General features: G+C 69.7%; 16 protein-coding genes and 1 pseudogene. 9 read left to right on the top strand and 8 right to left on the bottom strand.

Annotated features, from left to right (window positions below; all coding sequences use genetic code 11):
- Positions 1–95: 95 nt before the first annotated feature.
- A complete protein-coding gene (locus ACFU8W_RS50045) occupies positions 96–1049 on the bottom strand; it encodes a phosphotriesterase (RefSeq protein ID WP_384052514.1) in 954 nt (317 codons plus the stop codon).
- Positions 1050–1099: 50 nt separating this feature from the next.
- Positions 1100–2074, bottom strand: a complete 975-nt coding sequence (locus ACFU8W_RS50040) for a phosphotriesterase (RefSeq protein ID WP_384052513.1) — start codon at positions 2072–2074, stop codon at positions 1100–1102.
- Between the two features lie 360 nt (positions 2075–2434).
- Here ACFU8W_RS50040 and ACFU8W_RS50035 point away from each other — a divergent pair, with 360 nt between their 5' ends.
- Genes ACFU8W_RS50035 through ACFU8W_RS50020 form a run of 4 tightly spaced genes read left to right on the top strand, consistent with a single transcriptional unit; the run spans position 2435 to position 5865 of the window.
- On the top strand, positions 2435–3607 hold the full coding sequence (locus ACFU8W_RS50035) for a cytochrome P450 (RefSeq protein WP_384052512.1): 1173 nt from the start codon (positions 2435–2437) through the stop codon (positions 3605–3607).
- Complete coding sequence (locus ACFU8W_RS50030) at positions 3604–3792, top strand: ferredoxin (RefSeq protein WP_384052511.1); 189 nt, start codon at positions 3604–3606, stop codon at positions 3790–3792. Before ACFU8W_RS50035 ends, ACFU8W_RS50030 begins: the two co-directional genes overlap by 4 nt.
- A gap of 11 nt (positions 3793–3803) precedes the next feature.
- Positions 3804–4931 carry an NAD(P)/FAD-dependent oxidoreductase gene (locus tag ACFU8W_RS50025; protein WP_384052510.1) on the top strand — a complete coding sequence of 376 codons (1128 nt, stop codon included), beginning with the start codon at positions 3804–3806 and terminating at the stop codon, positions 4929–4931.
- A gap of 10 nt (positions 4932–4941) precedes the next feature.
- The gene (locus ACFU8W_RS50020) at positions 4942–5865 is read left to right on the top strand and encodes a LysR family transcriptional regulator (RefSeq protein WP_384052509.1); all 924 of its coding nucleotides are present in this window, start codon (positions 4942–4944) and stop codon (positions 5863–5865) included.
- 100 nt (positions 5866–5965) lie between these two features.
- On the opposite strand, the gene ACFU8W_RS50015 is transcribed toward ACFU8W_RS50020, so the two are convergent.
- Positions 5966–6574 carry a TetR/AcrR family transcriptional regulator gene (locus ACFU8W_RS50015; protein WP_345514240.1) on the bottom strand — a complete coding sequence of 203 codons (609 nt, stop codon included), beginning with the start codon at positions 6572–6574 and terminating at the stop codon, positions 5966–5968.
- 313 nt (positions 6575–6887) lie between these two features.
- On the opposite strand from ACFU8W_RS50015, the gene ACFU8W_RS50010 reads away from it, so the two are divergent.
- From ACFU8W_RS50010 to ACFU8W_RS50000, 3 genes are all read left to right on the top strand, one after another.
- Positions 6888–7664 carry an IclR family transcriptional regulator gene (locus ACFU8W_RS50010; RefSeq protein ID WP_384052508.1) on the top strand — a complete coding sequence of 259 codons (777 nt, stop codon included), beginning with the start codon at positions 6888–6890 and terminating at the stop codon, positions 7662–7664.
- 227 nt (positions 7665–7891) lie between these two features.
- Complete coding sequence (locus ACFU8W_RS50005; RefSeq protein ID WP_384052507.1) at positions 7892–9529, top strand: MFS transporter; 1638 nt, start codon at positions 7892–7894, stop codon at positions 9527–9529.
- A gap of 252 nt (positions 9530–9781) precedes the next feature.
- Positions 9782–10279: a hypothetical protein gene (locus tag ACFU8W_RS50000; RefSeq protein ID WP_384052506.1), complete on the top strand. Its 498-nt coding sequence runs from the start codon at positions 9782–9784 to the stop codon at positions 10277–10279.
- A gap of 62 nt (positions 10280–10341) precedes the next feature.
- On the opposite strand, the gene ACFU8W_RS49995 is transcribed toward ACFU8W_RS50000, so the two are convergent.
- The 5 genes and pseudogenes from ACFU8W_RS49995 to ACFU8W_RS49975 form a co-directional block, all read right to left on the bottom strand.
- The gene (locus tag ACFU8W_RS49995) at positions 10342–10533 is read right to left on the bottom strand and encodes a DUF397 domain-containing protein (protein WP_384052505.1); all 192 of its coding nucleotides are present in this window, start codon (positions 10531–10533) and stop codon (positions 10342–10344) included.
- Positions 10530–11432, bottom strand: coding sequence for a helix-turn-helix domain-containing protein (locus ACFU8W_RS49990; protein ID WP_384052504.1), 903 nt, complete (start codon positions 11430–11432; stop codon positions 10530–10532). The genes ACFU8W_RS49995 and ACFU8W_RS49990 overlap by 4 nt, the downstream gene beginning before the upstream one ends.
- A 215-nt stretch (positions 11433–11647) precedes the next feature.
- Positions 11648–12040 carry a PQQ-binding-like beta-propeller repeat protein gene (locus tag ACFU8W_RS49985; protein ID WP_384052515.1) on the bottom strand — a complete coding sequence of 131 codons (393 nt, stop codon included), beginning with the start codon at positions 12038–12040 and terminating at the stop codon, positions 11648–11650.
- A 460-nt stretch (positions 12041–12500) separates the two neighbouring features.
- Positions 12501–12572 (bottom strand): annotated as a pseudogene (locus ACFU8W_RS49980) (hypothetical protein); the annotation flags it as partial.
- 813 nt (positions 12573–13385) lie between these two features.
- On the bottom strand, positions 13386–15278 hold the full coding sequence (locus ACFU8W_RS49975; protein ID WP_384052503.1) for an amidohydrolase: 1893 nt from the start codon (positions 15276–15278) through the stop codon (positions 13386–13388).
- Between the two features lie 114 nt (positions 15279–15392).
- Between ACFU8W_RS49975 and ACFU8W_RS49970 the strand changes: the two genes are divergently transcribed.
- Both ACFU8W_RS49970 and ACFU8W_RS49965 read left to right on the top strand, forming a co-directional pair.
- Positions 15393–16415, top strand: coding sequence for a LacI family DNA-binding transcriptional regulator (locus ACFU8W_RS49970; protein WP_384052502.1), 1023 nt, complete (start codon positions 15393–15395; stop codon positions 16413–16415).
- 361 nt (positions 16416–16776) lie between these two features.
- The gene (locus ACFU8W_RS49965) at positions 16777–17247 is read left to right on the top strand and encodes a GNAT family N-acetyltransferase (RefSeq protein WP_384052501.1); all 471 of its coding nucleotides are present in this window, start codon (positions 16777–16779) and stop codon (positions 17245–17247) included.
- Positions 17248–17338: the final 91 nt, after the last annotated feature.

The raw sequence follows: 17338 nt of genomic DNA, 5'->3' as shown, positions 1-17338 counted from the left end.
GAACGTCCTCTGGGCGATGATCCGTGACGGAGCGTGCTACCAATCCGCACCGAGTGTCGCACCCGCGGTTTGACAACGGCATTGGGATGTTCTCTCTACTTCTGGATGGTCAGGAAGTCGGCCGGGTTGTCGACGAAGATCGTTTTGATCGCGGCCTCGTCGAGACCGGCAGCGCGGAGGTCCGGGATGAGGTCCTCGAAGATGTAGTTGACGGTGTGTCCCTTCACGCCCGGCCAGCCCAGCGGGCTGCAGTTGGCGTCGGCGGAGGCGAGTACCTGCTTCAGTCGGCCTTCGCCGATGAACCGGAGGAAGTGGTCCAGCCGCTCCTTGCGGGGGCGGGCCCAGAACGGCGGGTCCGGCAGCTCGGTCTCGTAGCCGAAGGTGTCGAAGCCGATGCGACCGCCCTGCTCCGCGATCCAGACATCGCGCGTCCTGTCGGCGTTCACACCGTCGTCGACATGCCCGAACAGGACGCGGTCCAGGGGAAGGCCCTCTTCGTCGAAGATCGCGATCGCGTTCTCGGCGTCGATCGCGAGGTGGGTCAGGATCGGCACGCCCGTGGTGAGCGAGGCGCGGGCCGCGGCGCGGTAGATGCGCTTGTCCAGATCGGTCATACGGCCGCCGCGGCTCACCCCGACCTTGATGACACCGGCGAGGCTGCCGGTGTCACCGATGCCGACGGTGATCTCGTGGACGAACTGCTGGGTCAGATAGTCCACGTCGGCCCGGGCGAAGTGCGGCAGGGCGGTGTCGCCGCCGACGAAGCCGGTGCAGGCGACGATGTGGACGCCGGTCTTCGCGGACAGCGACTTGTAGTAGTCGACGTCACGGCCGTTGCAGATCCCGGTCGCGTCGACGAAGGTGCCGCCGCCGTGCTCGTGGAACGTGCGCAGCTTCGGGACGGTCTCCTCGTACCGCTGCTCGGGGGCCTTCCACCACTTCGTGTCCAGTTCGGAGCCGGGCATGCCGTAGCCAATGTGCTCGTGAATGGCCACGAGACCCAACTCCTCGGCCGGGACCGGCCCCAGGACGGTGTTCACTCTCGACACAACACTCACCTTTGACGAAAGAAAATCGATGGTCGTTCGTGCTGGCGCGCTCAGCGCACCGACAGCAGGTCGCGCGGGTTCTCCACGAGAATCCGCTGCACGTCCTCGTCGCTGAGGCCCTGTGCCTTCAGGAGCGGGACGAAGGTGGTCAGGACGTAGCTGTACGGCAGGTCGTTGGCGGGGTGGCCCTTCGCCACCCCGGTCGCGTTGCTCGAGAGCAGGATCCGGTCGCCGAAGCCGGCCTGCACGAGGTCGGCGACGAGGGCGGCACGCTCGCCATCCGTGATGTGGGCCTCGTCCTCCAGGCCGACGTGGTCGAGTGCGACATGGGCGCCGCGGCGGGCGATCCCGAGGGGCGCACCGGCGGCGACGGCGTCCTTGCGGTCGAGTCCGCCGACGACGACGCGGTCGGCCGGCAGCTTCTCCTCCAGGACGATGCCGAGGTCGTGGACGGCGTCGCTCCCGTAGCGGATGGAGACCGCGACGCCGGTACTCAGGGCGGTCCGGGCCGCACCGCGGAACAGGCTCTCGTCGGTCGCGGTCATGCCCTCGAGGGTCGCGGTGGTGACCACCAGGCCGGCGGCGCCGCGTCGCTCCACACGCGGGACCACCATGCCCTCGGCGATCTCCTCGGTGAACAGATCGGCGAACTTCTCGGCCGGCCACGGCGTCGGCGGGTTGGTCTGCGGCGTGAGGAAGTAGCCGCCGAGCAGCTCCTCCGGGCCCTGCCCCGTCGAGGCGACGATGTGCACGCCGGTCGTGCGGGAGAGAGTCTCGTACAGCCGGACATCCCGGCCGTGGAACATGCCGGTGCTGTCGACGATCGTGCCGCCGCCGTGGGCGCGGAAGTCCTTCAGCTTCGCAGCGAGGGTCTCGAAGATCTCGGCGCGGTCGATGGTGATGTCGAAGGCGTACTCCGCGCCCGGAACCACCGACAGCAGCGCCTCGTGGACCGATACGACGCCCAGCTCCTCAGCCGGCACCGGGCCCAGGACGGTGTTCACGGTGTTGCTCTTGACGCTCATGCCTGCCTCACGTCTCCGGGGTGGGGTGCACAGCACCCTGTGGCTGCAGTCACGGTAGCCATTCGGTTTACACGGTGTCAATGAAACGAACATCAAGGAAAAACAATGCACGGAAGGTAGGACGGGTAAGTCGGGACCGGCCGCTTGACGGCTGCCGTCGGGCCGCGGCCGAGACTCCGTGCGACGCCCTGAGCCGCCACTTGTCGGCCGATACCAGGCGGGCGTGCGGCGCAGGTCCGGCACTCCGAAGCCGACCGGGACAACGACCTCGCGTCCTTCGCGAAAGCATGAACGGCATGCATGTAACAGCATGTAAATCATTCACTTGTTGTGGGTGAGGCCAGCCACTTCACTGGCGGCATGACCACCCCACCCATCTCCGACATCGACCTCTTCGCCGACGAGGTCGTACTCGACCCCTGTCCCGCTTACGCCGAATTGCGGGAGCAGGGCTCCGTCGTCCACCTCTGGAAGAACGACGTCTACGCGTTGACGCGGTACGACGCCATTCGTGGCGCACTCGCGGACTGGGAGTCGTTCTCCTCGACCTCCATCGGGTTCAACCCGATGGCCAACGAGGCGCTCACCGGCACGTCGCTCGCGTCCGATCCGCCGGTGCACACGCAACTGCGCGCCACGCTCACCGAGAATCTCTCACCGCGTGCGCTGCGTGGTCTCAAGGGCCGGATCGAGGCGAAGGCCGACGCTCTCGTCGCGGAGCTCGCCGAGAAGGGCTCCTTCGAGGCGATCGACGCCCTCGCCCGAGCATTCCCGCTGGAGGTCGTCGCGGACCTGATCGGCTTCACGGGCCACGTGCGCGACAACATGTTGCGCTGGGGGCAGGCCGCCATGCAGGTCATCGGTCCGATGAACCAGCGCACGGCCGACAGCTTCCCGATCGCCGGCGAGCTCTACAGCTGGTGCTCCCAGGTCAAGGCCGCCGACCTGGCCGAAGGGTCCGTGGGTCGAGGCATCTTCGACGCCGAGGCACGGGGCGCCATCCCGCCGAACACGGCCGGCCACATCATCCACCAGTACCTGGGTGCCGGCGTCGACACCACCGTGGCGGCGATCGGCAACGTCGTCGCCCTCTTCGGCTCGCACCCCGACCAGCTCGGCCTGGTCCGCAAGGATCCGTCGCTGGTGCCGGGGGCGTTCAACGAGGTGCTGCGCTTCTGGGCTCCCGTCCACGCCTGGGGCCGACGCGCCACCAAGGACGTCGACATCGACGGGGTCGTCATCCCCGCAGGCGCGCAGATCGCGATCCTGTTCGGCGCCGGCAACCGCGACCCCCGGCACTACGAGAACCCGGATGCCTTCCTCGTCGGGCGCAATCCGGTCGACCATCTCTCGTTCGGCTACGGCCCTCACGGCTGCGCGGGCCAAGGACTCGCCCGCCTGGAGGCTCACGCTGTGATCGAAGCGCTTTCCCGGCGCGTCAAGCGCCTCGTCGTCGGGCCCGAGGTCCGTCTTCCCAGCAACATCACCCGGAGCATCGAAGAGCTCCCCGTCCTGGAAGTGATCCCCGTATGAAGATCGTTCTTGACCGCCCCCGCTGCGAGGGGCACGGCCTGTGCGAGGAGGCTGCCCCCCAGCTCATGCACCTCGACGACGACGGCGAGCTCGTACTGGACCGCGAGGACGTCGGTGAAGCCGACGCCGCCCTGGCGAACGCCGCTGTCCGGGTGTGTCCGGTCGCGGCGCTGAGGGTCGCATGAGCGGCGGCTCGATGGACCGCGTTGTTGTTGTCGGCAACGGGATTGCCGGGCTCACCGCGGCCGACACGCTCCGTGAGGCCGGCTTCGATGGTGAGCTGACCATCGTCGGCGACGAACCGCACCCGGCGTACAGCCGCCCAGCCCTGTCGAAAGCGCTCCTGCTGGACGGCGATGGCATGTCGTCGCACGAGCTTGCGCCGACCGGCCACGGGGCGGCCGAACTTCTGGGCGTACGTGCGACCGGACTCGATCTCGATCGTCGGCTCGTCACTCTCGACGACGGTACGGCTCTGCCGTACGACCGCGTCGTCCTGGCCACTGGCTCCCGGGCGCGACGGTTGTCCGACCTTCCCGAGGAGCTCACCTTGCGTGGACTCGATGACGCGCTGTCCCTGCGAAACCGGTTGACGGGCCGGCCGTCGGTCATCGTGGTCGGCGGAGGCCCGCTCGGAATGGAGATCGCCTCGGGGTGCCTGGCCGCCGGCTGTCGGGTCACCCTCGTCTCCCAAGGGGTGCCACTGATTGTCCAGCTCGGTTCGTACCTCGCCGACGTCTTCGTCAAGGCCGCGCTGGACGTGGGGCTCACCATCGTCGACACCGGGTCGGCACGGCTCGAACGGCGTGAGGGGAACGCTCGGGTCGTCCTTGACGACGGCGCGGTCCTCGAGGCAGAGGTTCTGATGACCGCCGTCGGCGACGTGCCCAACACGGAGTGGCTCGCGGACACGGGACTTGCGGCGAAGGGTGCCGTCCCGGTCGACTCGCGTGGGCTCGTTCGCCCCGACGTCGCGGCCGTCGGTGACCTCGCGGCCTTCCCCACCCCGTACGGCCTGCGCCGCATCCCCCTCTGGAGCAGTGCGATCGAGCAGGCGAAGGTCGCCGCCAGGGCGCTTGTCCGCGGCGACGACGCGCCGCCGCTCCGGTTTCAGCCGTACTTCTGGACCGAGCAGTTCGGGCTGAGCCTCAAGGCGGTGGGCCATCTGCCGCTGGAAGGGCCACCGACATACGTCGACGGAGGGCCCGGTGGTGGGCCGGCGTTGATGCGCTGGTCACACGATGACGGCACCGGCGTGGCTGCGGCGCTCAACTACCGGATCCCGATCCCCCGACTGCGTCGTATGACCCAGCCGGCCTCGTAGGGTTTGCTCCATGGGCGACGACGGAGAGGGAACCACGGGTTCGGGGCTGGATCGACTGGCATCGGTCAACCTCAACCTGTTGGTGCCCCTCCTCGCGCTCCTCGAGGAGGGTTCGGTGACCAGGGCGGCGGAACGAGTCGGTCTGTCACAGCCGGCGATGAGTCACGCCCTCACGAGAATGCGGCGTCTGCTGGGTGACGACCTCGTCGTCCGGCAGGGGACGGGCGTCACGCTGACCCCGAGGGCGCTGGAGCTGATCGCGCCGCTGCGCAGTGCCCTGCAACAGGCGGCACACGTCGTGAACTTCCCCTGCTTCGACCCCGCCACGGATCAGCGCGTCATCACCATCGCCATGACGAACAGCACGGCGTTCGTCGTCGGCCCTCAACTCACGCGGCTCATGGCCGAGCGTGCTCCTCGCGCCACGTTGCGTCTGCGCACGATCACGGTGCCGACCGAGGCCACCTTCACCGACCAGGGCGTCGACGTCGTGCTGATCTCCGAGGGGCACTTCTCACCGTATCCGCGCGAGCGACTGTACAACGACCGCTGTGTGGTGGTGGCCTCACCGGACACTCCACCGGAAGCAAGCGCGCTCGACCTCCTGAGCACACAGCCGCACATCGTCGTCGACACCGACCGGCGGGTCTTCCCCTATTCGGTGCTGGAGGAAAAGGGTGTCCCCTATCGCGTCGGTCAGTTGATCTCCGACTATCTGTTGGTACCTTTCCTGGTCGCACGCGCGGGCGGCGTCGCTCTCCTTCGCTACCGAGTCGCAGCCGCCATGCAGACGCTCGCCGACCTGCGGATCGAGGAGTTCCCGTTCCCCCTTCCCGGCCTCGGGATCGATCTGGTCTGGAACCCCCGACTGGCTGATCAGTACTTCATCGAATGGTTTCGGGCGCTGCTCTTCGATGTCACGGCGCGTCTTTGACACCGAGGCGAATCGGCCACGCGTCGATGTTTCCGTACGGCTTGAACAGCACGGCCCTGCCCTCCGTCCCGCGGGCGCGGTCAGGTCAGGTCAGGTCAGGTCAGGTCAGTAGCCGTACCCAACTGGCGCTGAGCTCGTCGAGCATCTGGTCACGCGTGAGCTTCCAGTCGGCACGATCCCAGTTCTGGGCGACGAAGTCGAGCTCGGCCATCGCGAGAACGCCCCGGAAGCGGCGTTGATGGGGCTCGAAGCGCCCAGCCGTCGCCAGTCCGTCCTCGATGTCGCTGATGGCCTCCTCCATCCATCGCTCGACCAGGTCGGTGAGTTCTGGATCGACCACCGCGGCATCGCGGCCGGCGCGGATGATCGGTCGGATGGCCGGCCAACTGTCAGCGGTTCGCCGCAACCACGCCGTGATCGCCTCCGGCGTCCCGTCGACCACGGTGGCGACGAGGCTCTGTGCCGTGGAGCCGTGCTCGGGAGAACTGACTCGCTGCAGCGCATCGTTGAGCTGCTCGTCGATGAGTGCCTTCATCAGTTCGCTACGGGAGGGGAAGTAGGCGTAGAAGGTCACTCGCGTGGTGCCCGCCGCAGTCGCGATGTCGTCGACCGTGGTGGTGGCGTACCCCTTCGTCTTGAACTGCTCGAGTCCTGACTCCAGCAGCAGACGGCGCGTCATCTGCTTCTGCGCCTCACGTAGGTTCGCCATGACTGGATCCTAACGCGCCACTGCACGTCGCAGCGTACATACCGGCTTCACCCCATACGCTTTGCACCAACCCTTGACGCGACGTAAATCGAAGTCCACAGCGGTACGAGTAGTTCCTGTTCGAAGCCCCGATACAGCTCTTCGAGCGCCAAGGTGACCTTGGGTTGCCCCTCCGCGGAGACGGCCTGGAGCCGGACCGGGGAACCCGCGGCGATGTCTCGGGCGAGGGAGGACCGAGTCGCGGGCCCAGCGTGCACCGTGTCTTCCAGGAGAGCATGGAGATTCTGGAGAGCAGAACCCGAAGGGACATGCCATGGACAAACCGCTCAAGACACCGCCGCCGTACCCCATCGCCAGCGTGGACCACGCGCTGCGAGCGGCGACCATCCTGCAGATGGAGGGCGGCGCCACCGTGTCGCAGATCGCGGAGCGGCTGGGCGTCGCCAGGTCGACAGCCCACCGGGTCCTGGCGATGCTCGTCTACCGGGACTTCGCCGTGCAGGACGAGGGCCGCGTCTACCGTGCGGGGCCGGTGCTGGAACTCGCCGCGCACTCGCAGTCCCTCGTGTCGCGGCTGCGCGCTGCGGCCCTGCCCCATCTGCACCGGGTCGTCGATCTTCTGGACGAGACCGCGAACCTGACCGTGCGCACCGGGGACACGGCCCGGTTCATCGCCAGCGTCGAGTGCCGGCAGGCGCTGCGGGTCGGCTCCCGGGAGGGCATGGTGTTCCCGGCCCACCGCACCACGGCGGGACTGCTCCTGCTCGCCGACCTCACCGACGAGGAACTGGAGGAGGTCTACGCCCCCGAGCGCTACCGCGACCGCCCGGCCGACCGCCCGGATCTCGCCCGGCTGCGGACGGAGCTCAGGCGTCTGCGCCGCAACGGGTTCGCCGTCAACAAGGAGCGCTCCGAACGCGGTCTCGTCGCCGTCGGCGTGCCGGTGCGCGACCAGGACGGCACCGCGCTGGCCGGTCTGTCGGTGTCGATGCCCAGCGTGCGCTACGACCCGCACCGCCTCCAGTCCCTGGTGGCCGCTCTGGACGCCGCGGCGCACTCCCTGGAGAAGGACCTGGCCGAGCAGCACTGAGCCCCTGGTGGTGCGACATGGCGATCACTGGACTTACAACAAGATCGCTCACCTGGGATAGTGCACACATCATTGACGTGGCGTAAAGCGAATGTCATTCTCCACGACATCGCGCCCGACTCGCGTCGTGCCCCTCTCCCCCACCGCGCACGCAGAGCCGAGCCCTTCCACGCTCTCAGGGCTCCCCCTTCCGGGACGCCCACCTTTCCCAGCCAGGGAGAACAGCAATGACGCTCAACAACGGGACGACGACGTCCCCGGGCCCGACCGCGGGGGCCGCCCGGGCACCGGGCTACGCGGGAACACTGGCTGCCGCCTGCTGCGCGGTCTTCGTGGCCCAGGTCGCGAACGCGCTGCCGGCCTCGCTCCTCGGACTCTTCCAGCGGGACCTGAACACGCACGGTTCCCAGCTCACCTGGATCACGGCCGCGTTCATGATCGCCGTGGTCTGCTTCGAGTTCACCTTCGGTGTGCTCGGCGACCTCTTCGGACGACGAAGGCTGATCGTGGTCGGCACGGGCATGGTCGCCGTGGGCAGTGTCGTGGCCGCGCTCGCGCCCACCGTCCAGGTTCTGTGGATCGGCGCCGCCCTGAACGGACTGGGCGCCGGCGCCATGTTCCCCGGCTCGCTCACCGCGATCACCGCCGTCACCCGCACCATGCGGGAACGGGCGCACGCGGTGGCAGTCTGGAGCGGCTTCCTGTCCGCCGGCGCCGCCGTCTCACCTCTGCTCGGCGGCATGTTCGCCAAGGTCGGATCGTGGCGCGGTTCCTTCTGGGTGCTCGTCGGACTCGCTCTGGTCAGCATGGTGTTCACGCTGGTGCTGGTCACGGAGTCGAAGTCGCCCGAGGGCCGCAAGCTCGACGTACCCGGTCAGATCACCTTCGCCCTCGGTCTCGTCCTGGTGCTGTACGGCGCCGTCGAGGGGCCCGAGTCGGGCTGGACCACCCTTCCCGTCATCCTCGCCTTCGCCCTCGGCGCATGCTTCCTCGCCGGGTTCGTCGTGGTGGAACTGGGGGCCGAATCCCCGATCTTCGACCTGAGGCTGTTCCGCAACCGGGCCTTCACCGTGTCGTCCGTCGTCGCCGTCATCGGCATGCTCGCCTTCCTCGGCGCCTGCTTCGCGATGAGCATGTGGATGGGCCCGGTGCAGCATCAGGACCCGATCCGCGTCGCCATCCTCTTCCTGCTCCTCCAGGGGCCCGCCTTCCTGCTCATCCCGGTCGTCTCCCGGCTCCTCCACCGGGTCGCCGCGTCCTGGCTGCTGACCTCGGGATTCGTCCTGATGGCGATCGGCTGCCTGCTGTTCACCCGGCTGGACGTCACCGACCCGGGACTCGGCGCGTTCGTCGCGCCCGCCCTGCTGGTCGGCATCGGTTTCGCCCTGACCGTCAGCTCGGTGACGGCCGTGGCGCTGAACAGCGTGCCCCTGAACCTGGCGGGCATGGCCAGCGCCACCACCAACATGCTGCGCGACCTCGGCTTCGCCCTCGGCCCTGTCGTCGTCGGCGCGGTCGCCCTCAGCAACGCGGGGTCGGCGCTCGCGGCGAACCTGTCCGGCGCGGACCTGCCGGCCGGTCAGATGGCAGCGGCACGCGGGATCGCCGAGGCCGGAGGGCCCATCGCCGTGAACAGCCTGCCGCCCGGCGCCCCGGGATCCGCAGCGCACGGTCTGGCCCTGGACGCCCTGGGGAGCGGCTTCAGCACCGCGTTCCTGGTGTGCGGCGTGGCGGCGGCCGTCGCCGCGCTGCTGACCTCCGTCGGCATGATCGGGGTCCACGCCCGCCGTTCCACCGAGAACGAGGAGTCCGCGCCCCTGCCGCACGGACGCGACGGCAGACCGGAATCGGCCCTCACCACGTAGGCGGACCGGCCGCAGGGCTCCCCGAGCGGAGCTGCGCACGCGAAAGGGCACCGGCCGCGACGGCCGGTGCCCTCCGCGCTCCCGGCCCCGGCAGGCCCCTCCCCGCTCCGGCGTGCGTACCGGCGTTCACCGCTCTCGTCCCCGGCCGTGCGGGCGCTCGCCCCGGCACCGGTCGGTTCCGGACGAAGCCGGACGGTAACGTGAGCGACGTCGTCTCCGCCTCCGTCGACCTCAGCCAAGGAACCAACGCCCGTGGTACGTCGAAGCCAGACCAGCAACCCCCGCTCGGCCGTCGTGCTGACCTCGGGCGCCGACTGGAGGACCCGTGCCGCCGGGCAGCGCCGTGGAAGCGGGGCCGAGTTCCCGCTCCCCCGGCGCCAGGCAGCGAAGATCAAGGCACTGCAGCAAACCATCGGGGTGATACGCATGGCGATCAACGCCAAGCGCCGGCCTCAGGCGCGCTACATGCTCAGCCGGGCCGGGGCCCTCGTCAAGGCTCTTCCCGCCGACCTGACCACGCAGGAACGTGAGCAACTCTCACTGCTGCGGAAGAAGTTCGAGGCACGTGGCACGGCGGCCGCCAAGAAGCCGAAGTCGATACCCGCCGCGCGGTCGGGCGGCAAGAAGACGGCCGCGAAGAAGTCCACAGCGACGGCCGCACAGAAGCCGGCGCCCGCGCCGATGCCCGACCTGGGCAACCGCTACATCAACCGTGCCGCCCTCGGCTACGCCCCCGCTGACGAGGCGTGAGGCAGCACCGCTACCGCGCACGGTGTGCCGCCCGCCTCGGCGGCGGACTGCACACCCCGAGCTCAGCACTCCGATGCGAACCGCACGAACCGGCCCCACCCTTCGCGGCCCACCGCAAGAGCCGGGCGGGTCACATCCTTGGAGTCCCGTACGAGCACGGTCTGTTCGGCGATCGCGACCTCCACGCAACTGTCGCCCTCGCTGCCGCTGTAGCTGGACTTGAACCAGGCGAGTTCCGTCATACCGCTGCTCATCGCTCTCCTCGCAGTCGCTCCAGCAAGGCCAGGGAATCCATGGGGCTCAAGGCCTGCGAGCGCAGTGTTTCATAGCGCCGGCAGACCACACTCACCTCTTTCGGATCGGAGATCAGCCGCCCGTTCTTCTGACCCTCGGAGTACCCGAGCCGCCGCCCCTCAAGGGTCTCCAACACCTGCACCGGCCCGTCCAGACACGCGTGCAGACCGGCCTCCAGCGGAACCACCTGAAGCGTCACATTGCGCGGGGCGCTGCGCTCCAGGACGTGATCGAACAGCTCGCGCATCGCGTCCGCATCGCCGAACCGCCGGCGGAACACGTGCTCCTCGACGATGAAGCTGAACGGCACGGTCGGCCGTTCCCGCATCATCGCCTGCCGTTCCATCCGGGCGGTGAGCTGCGCTTCCAGCTCCTCGTCGGTCCGCAGCGGGATCGTGCCCTCGAACACCGCTCGCGCATACGCCTCCGACTGCAACAACCCCGGCACCAGTCTGCACTCGTAGGTGCACAGGCTCACCGCCTCCCGCTCCAGCCGCGCCCATTGCCGGAACCACGCCGCGAGACCCACCTCACCTCGACTGAGATGGCGGGCGGCCCTGCGCAGCGCACCGGTGTTGCCGAGGGCTTCCTCCGCGCGCTCCACGAAGGCCTCGTCCGGCATCCGGCGGCCCAACTCCACGGACTCCACGGTGTGTTTGGAGTACTGGACCCGGGAGCCGAGGTCGACCCGGCTGAGCCCCGCGTGTTCGCGCAGCGCCTGGACGACGGCGCCGAACGTGCGCAGACTGTCCGACGGGTGAGGCTCCCGCTCCCACTCCCCCGCCGGAACCGCCCGTGTATCGACGCCGCTCCCAACCGCACGCTCGGTCCCGGCCGCGTCCCCGTCGACGATGATCATCCGCCGCTCCCCTCTCCGTACCGCGCCGGTGACAGCTCCTCACACCGCCCCGAACTCACCACTCAGCGTGACGGAACACCTCGCGCCTCGTCCACTCCTCGTGTCCGTACACCGACTCCGCGTACGGGGTGCGTGCTCGCGGCCACCCGTGCCCGGCCGTCAGGCCGACGCCGTGAACCAGCCCGTTCCGCAACTCGCCACCCCCGCACGCATCTTCACACGGCGGGTAGCGCGTACAGCCGCTTCCCGTGCATCACGGCCAGCCGGTTGCCCGCCGCCATCACGTACCACCGCTCGACCCCACCGGCGTTGTCGTTGTAGGTCCAGCGCAGCTTCCCGGTCGCCGCGTCGAAGGCGTGCACGCCGCCGTCCTCGTCGAACTCGGTCGCGCCGTACAGGGTGCCGTTCACCTTGGCGAACTGCCACGCGTGCGTCGCTGTCTCCAGCAGGTCCTCGTTGTGCCAGATCTGCTTGCCTGTACCGGGGTCCACCGCCCACATGCCGCGCACACTGTCGGACGCATAGAGCACCCCGTCCAGGACATGCGGGTCGTTGAACGTGCTGAACTCCTCCGTCGCGAGCGACCAGCGTTCCTTGCCACTCGCCAGCTCCAGAGCTCGCAGCCGTCGGCCGTCGGCCGTCCGCCACGATCAGCAGATCCTCGTGCGTGGCGAAGTGACGACGGTTGGACTCACTGATCTTCTTCGTCCACAACTGCCGACCTGTCGCCGTGTCACGGACAGTCACATTCTCCCTGTAATCCGTGTAGACAAGGCGCCCCCCGACGGTCGCGGAGGTGATGCCGTGCTCCTCCGTCCCCGCGTCGCGCTGCTCACGCCAGGCGATTTTGCCGGACGTGGTGTCGATCGCAGCGACCACGTTGTTCGGCGTCGAGAAGTCCTTCTCCAGGATGCCGGCGAGGACGTACACATGGCGGTCGTCGGCCGCGATCGGGCGCGGCTGCTGGTATTTCTCGCCCAGACGGCTCCGCCAGGTCTCCTTGCCCGTGGCCGGATCCAGACCCACCACGTCACCGTCGTACTCGGCGCTGGCGAGGTACAACGTTCCGCCGCCGACGATGAGTTTGGCGCCGGGCGTGGTGACGCCGGCGCGCGACCACTTCTGCGTGCCGCGGACCATGTCCCGTCCCACCAGTGGGTCGCCCGACACCAGGACCAGGTCCCCGATCACCGCGAGCGCGTCGATGCCGGACAGAATGGTGTTTGCGGTATCCGCCTGCCACAGAGGCTTGGGCGCGGTGCCCGGCGGCGGGGTGGTGAAACTGTCACCGTTCTTCTCCCCACCCGGCGTCGAACTGCCGCCCGGCACGTCCAGTTCCTCCTCGGGGCCGCACCCCACGACCCCGGACCCGAAAACCACCAGCCCCAGCCCCGTCCCGGCCAGCCTGAGTATCTGCCTGCGCGACACCGGGTGCCCATCACGTCCGCCCACGTCTGTTCCCCCCTTCTGCCCAACTGTTCCGACGCCCCTGGGGGCGTCTGGTGCTGCGACCGGAAAGGTTTGCCGGCTCGCGACGCCCGGCACGGCACCTCGCCGCGTTGTCGCATCACCCGAGTACGTCCAGTACGAGGGCGATCCTCCGCCTTGCGATGCACCGCACCGGACGCCGCGAGCTTCCCGGCAAACCTTTCCGGTCGCAGCACCAGAGCGCCGCCAGGCTAATCATCGAATTCCGGCCGAACGCCGGATGGCACACAGTCGGGACAGGGCCGTGAAGCTCCCGTCACCGCGCAACACGGCGAGCGGGGTGCCGGGCCGGTCGACGATGAGGGGGTGCTTGCTGCCGGGCCGCCCCCGGTCGACCGGCAAGGGCAAGGACCGGTCCGGTGCAGTCCGCGACGCACCTCCTGCTGATCACCCACACGACGCCGTCTGCATGCGGGCCCGGGAGCGGGCCCGCATGCTGGACGCGGTCGTACGGAGGCCGGACCGCTACGGTCGGCCGTCGCCGCAGCCGCAGGCCCCGTGCCGTCCGCCGTGCACCGCCATGTACGCCGACGGGCGGGGCGCGGCGGCGGCCCGGTCGAGTCGCGCGACCGCGGCCCGGCCCGCCGATGACTGCGCATCGTGGACGACCCGGCCGCCCACCAGAGTCAGCTCGACGCGGGTGTCGCTGATGTCGGCCACCGGGCATTCCGTCACATCACGGTCGAGAACGATCAGATCGGCCGCCAGCCCGGGCCGGACCGCTCCGGTCAGCCGGTCCATGCGCAGCTGCCATGCCGTGCCGTGGGTGTGCATCCGCAGCGCCGACGTACGGCTCAACCCCTCCAACTCCCGGTGGAGCGGCCCATCGCCCCCCGCGCCCGTGCGGTCGATCGCCGTACGGATCTGGTTCCACACCTGGAGCGGGTCCACCGGCCAGTCCGAACCGCCCGAGAGCCGGGCCCCGTGCCGCTCCAGGGAGCGGGCAGGGTACATCCACCGGTGCCGCTCGGGCCCGATGTACGGCAGGAGGGCCTCCATCGTCCACGTGTCCTGTTCCGCCCACTGGAGCTGCATGCAGGCCACCACGTCCAGTGCGGCGAACCGCCCCAGGTCCGCCGGGTCCACCAGCTGGAGGTGAGCGATGGCGTTCCGGGCGTCGCGCAGCCCGGTCGTGCGCCGGGCGTAGGCGTACCCGTCGAGCGCCGTGCGCACCGCGCGGTCGCCGAGCCCATGGGCATGCATCTGCCAGCCGGCCCGGTTGAAGGCCGCGGCCAGCCGCCCGTAATCCTGCCCGGAGACATACAGCTCACCGCGGTTGTCCGTCGGGTGTCCGGAGCCGTCCAGATAGGGCGCCAGGAGCGCCGCCGTCTGCGCCGGGTACTCGATGACCCCGTCAAGGAACACCTTGGCCATCCCGAACCGCAGCCCCGGCACGTGCCCGAAAGTGCGCTGCAGCCCGCGGGCGTACGCGAGCGCCGCCGCCGGGTCCTTCGCCAGCTCGGCGTCGATCCTGATCGCGGGGACGATCCGCTGCGGCAACGTCCCCGCGTTCGCCAGAGCCTGATACGTCGCCAACCCGCTCTGCCGGACCGACGCGTCCATCATCGTGGTCACCCCGGAGGCCGCCGCCTGGGCGAGGACCCGGGAGCAGGCGGCGACCAGATCGGCCTCGCTCGGCTCCGGGATGTGACGGGTCACCAGGGGCTGGGCGTCGTCCTTGAGCACCCCGCTGGGCTTCCCGTCCGGCCCCTTCACGATCTTTCCGCCCACCGGATCGGGGGTGGCCGCGGTGATGCCTGCGATCTGCAGGGCGCGGGCGTTGACCCAGGTGTTGTGGCCGTCGGCCCCGAGGAGGGCGACCGGGCGGCGGGTAGGAAGGGCGTCGAGCAGGGAGTGGTGGGGGAGGGTGCCCTGCGGCAGCAGCCCGATCGGGTTCCAGTCCGAGACCACCAGCCAGCCGTCGGGCTCCTGGCCGGGCGTGTTCTGGAGGAAACCGGTGAGGATCGCCAGGAGTTCCTCGGCGGTCGTCTCGGCGCCCCCCAGGGAGGGGCGCAGTGAACTGCTGCCCGCGCCGAGCGGGTGCACATGGCCGTCGTGGATGCCGCTCATCACGGTCGCCCCGCGCGCGTCGACGACCTCGGTGTCCCGTCCGACGAGGCGGTGCAGTTCGCGGCCCCGGCCGGTGGCGAGAATCCGGCCGTCGCGCCCGACGGCCACGGCCTCGACGGGGCGGCCGCCGGGGAGTCCGGTGAACACCCGCGCGTTGTGGACGACCAGGGCCGCGGCACTGCGGTGCGCGGCGCTCCGTTGCGCGGCGGCCGCAGGGCCGGCCGCCGCACCTACCAGTCCGACCGCGCCCGCGGCGAGCATGGTCCGCCGGGCGAGAGAAGAAGACATGACCACTCCAAGGGTTGGGCTGCATTCGCAATGGCCGGACCCTCTTTGATTAACGCCGTAACCAGAACCCGCCCCGTACGACGGAATCCGTACCGGAATCCGTAGGATGACGCCATGCCAGGGCCCACCGTCGCCGATGTGGCACGCGCCGCGGAGGTCTCCACCGCAACCGTCTCGCACGCTCTCAACGGGACCGGCCGGCTCGCCGATGCCACGCGCCGCCGGGTCCGCGAGGTGGCCACTGCGCTCGGCTACGGCTCCCGACGGACCCCGCGGACCGGGGGCACCTTGGGCATGGCCGTCACGACCTACGCCGGATCGGCCTGGAACTTTCTCGAAGTCCCGTACTTCGCCCGGCTCCTCACCGCCGCCACCGCCACCGCGCACGCCCACGGCTACGCCCTGACCATCCTCCCCGCCGCCCGCGGGGCCGAGACGCTGTGGCACACCCTCACCGTGGACGGCATGCTGCTCCTCGACAGCCCCACGGACGACCCCGTGCTGCGTGCCCTGCGCGCCCGGGGGATCCCGCTCGTCTTCGACGGCCGGCCCGTCGATCCGAAGCCGGGGGACGTCTGGGTCGACAACGACCACACCGCCACCACGCACGAGGTCCTCGGCCACCTGGCGGCCTCGGGCGCCCGGCGGATCGCCCTGCACGCCGGGTACGGCGACGAGCACTACACCCGGGCCGTGACCCGCGCGTACGAGCAGTGGTGCGACGAGCACGGCCGGACGCCACTGCTCATCGCCTTCGACCCGTACGACACCCCGGGCCACGGCTTCGACGCGGTCTTCGCCGCCCGCGCCTGCGACGCGGTCTACACGGTCTACGACCGCGGCGGCCGCCACGTCCTGGCCGCGGCGGACCGCCACGGCCTGCGGATCCCCGACGACCTCCTCCTCGTCTGCGCCAGCGAGGACCGGGCCTACGCCGAGAACGATCCGCCGGTGAGCACCGTGACCCTGCGCCCCGCAACGATCGCCGAGACCGCTGTGACGGCCCTGGTCTCCCGCCTGTCTCCCACCGCCCCGCCACCACCCCCCGGCGCCCTGACGGTCCCGGCGGTCCTCCACCCCCGCCACTCCTCACGCCGCCGGGCCCGGCCCGGCTCTCCTCAGCAGGGAGATCGGTGACACGCCCCTGTCGGTTGTCGGTCATGGAAGGACCTCCGGACGTGGGGCCTTCTCCGCACAGAGATCAGCAACAGCTTCCCGGCCTCCGGCCACAGGACGCGACTCCCCGGGCAGGCGGTCACGTCGGGCCCGCACCCTCCCGGGCGAGGCACCACTGCGGATGGGTAGGCGCGTAGACCGGCCGCTCCGGCAGCAGGGCGGCGAATGGGTCCCGGAGCGGATCGGTCAGCCATGATGCCCGTACAGCACAGACCCCCGGTGATCACAGAGCGTCGCAACTCCGTAATCGCCAACACCTGTGCCTGTAGTGCTGCCGGGGTCCGCCACCGCGCCTGTCTGCGCGACCTCTTATGGTTCCTTCATGACGAGCACACTCCGTCTGGCGAAGATCACCCCGGACAACTTCGACGTCGCGATCGGCTTGCGGGTCCGCCCGGAACAAGAACACTTGGTCGCGCCAGTCGTGAAGTCTCTGGCCGAGGCATACGTCCATCCCGGCATAGCCTGGCCCCGTCTCATCCATGACGACGACAGAGCCGTCGGCTTTCTCCTGGCCTTCTTCGACATCGACTGGCCAGGCGATGGCACGGGCACGGACATCCGATCCGGCCTCTGGCGCCTCAACATCGCAGCCGGTGAGCAGGGTCGGGGTTACGGTCGCTTCGCGGTCGAGTCCGTGGCTGCTGAAATCCGCCGTCGCGGCGGCACCCGCCTGACCACCACCTGGCACCCAGGGGAAGACGGCCCCGAAGGTTTCTACCTGGGGCTCGGATTCCGGCCGACAGGCGAAATGAGTGGGAGTCAGACGGTCGGCGAGCTGTCCTTGCACTAGGGCGTGTGTCGGAAGTCCCGCCGTCCGCCCGAAGGGCGGGCCCGGCGGCGTCCGGTGCGTGCGATCGCAAGGCGGAGGGTCGTCCTCGTAC

The organism is Streptomyces sp. NPDC057565, assembly GCF_042801455.1.
Lineage (GTDB): Bacteria > Actinomycetota > Actinomycetes > Streptomycetales > Streptomycetaceae > Streptomyces > Streptomyces yanii.
The sequence above is the reverse complement of the archived record's forward strand: the minus strand, read 5'-3'. Positions and strand labels throughout refer to the sequence as shown.

Coding starts and splice junctions, on each gene's coding strand:
- ACFU8W_RS49970 (WP_384052502.1), top strand. CDS start 15,393: ATGCCAGGGCCCACCGTCGCCGATGTGGCACGCGCCGCGGAGGTCTCC.
- ACFU8W_RS50025 (WP_384052510.1), top strand. CDS start 3,804: ATGGACCGCGTTGTTGTTGTCGGCAACGGGATTGCCGGGCTCACCGCG.
- ACFU8W_RS50020 (WP_384052509.1), top strand. CDS start 4,942: ATGGGCGACGACGGAGAGGGAACCACGGGTTCGGGGCTGGATCGACTG.
- ACFU8W_RS50040 (WP_384052513.1), bottom strand. CDS start 2,074: ATGAGCGTCAAGAGCAACACCGTGAACACCGTCCTGGGCCCGGTGCCG.
- ACFU8W_RS49975 (WP_384052503.1), bottom strand. CDS start 15,278: ATGTCTTCTTCTCTCGCCCGGCGGACCATGCTCGCCGCGGGCGCGGTC.
- ACFU8W_RS50030 (WP_384052511.1), top strand. CDS start 3,604: ATGAAGATCGTTCTTGACCGCCCCCGCTGCGAGGGGCACGGCCTGTGC.
- ACFU8W_RS50035 (WP_384052512.1), top strand. CDS start 2,435: ATGACCACCCCACCCATCTCCGACATCGACCTCTTCGCCGACGAGGTC.
- ACFU8W_RS50015 (WP_345514240.1), bottom strand. CDS start 6,574: ATGGCGAACCTACGTGAGGCGCAGAAGCAGATGACGCGCCGTCTGCTG.
- ACFU8W_RS49965 (WP_384052501.1), top strand. CDS start 16,777: ATGACGAGCACACTCCGTCTGGCGAAGATCACCCCGGACAACTTCGAC.
- ACFU8W_RS50010 (WP_384052508.1), top strand. CDS start 6,888: ATGGACAAACCGCTCAAGACACCGCCGCCGTACCCCATCGCCAGCGTG.
- ACFU8W_RS50005 (WP_384052507.1), top strand. CDS start 7,892: ATGACGCTCAACAACGGGACGACGACGTCCCCGGGCCCGACCGCGGGG.
- ACFU8W_RS49990 (WP_384052504.1), bottom strand. CDS start 11,432: ATGATCATCGTCGACGGGGACGCGGCCGGGACCGAGCGTGCGGTTGGG.
- ACFU8W_RS49995 (WP_384052505.1), bottom strand. CDS start 10,533: ATGAGCAGCGGTATGACGGAACTCGCCTGGTTCAAGTCCAGCTACAGC.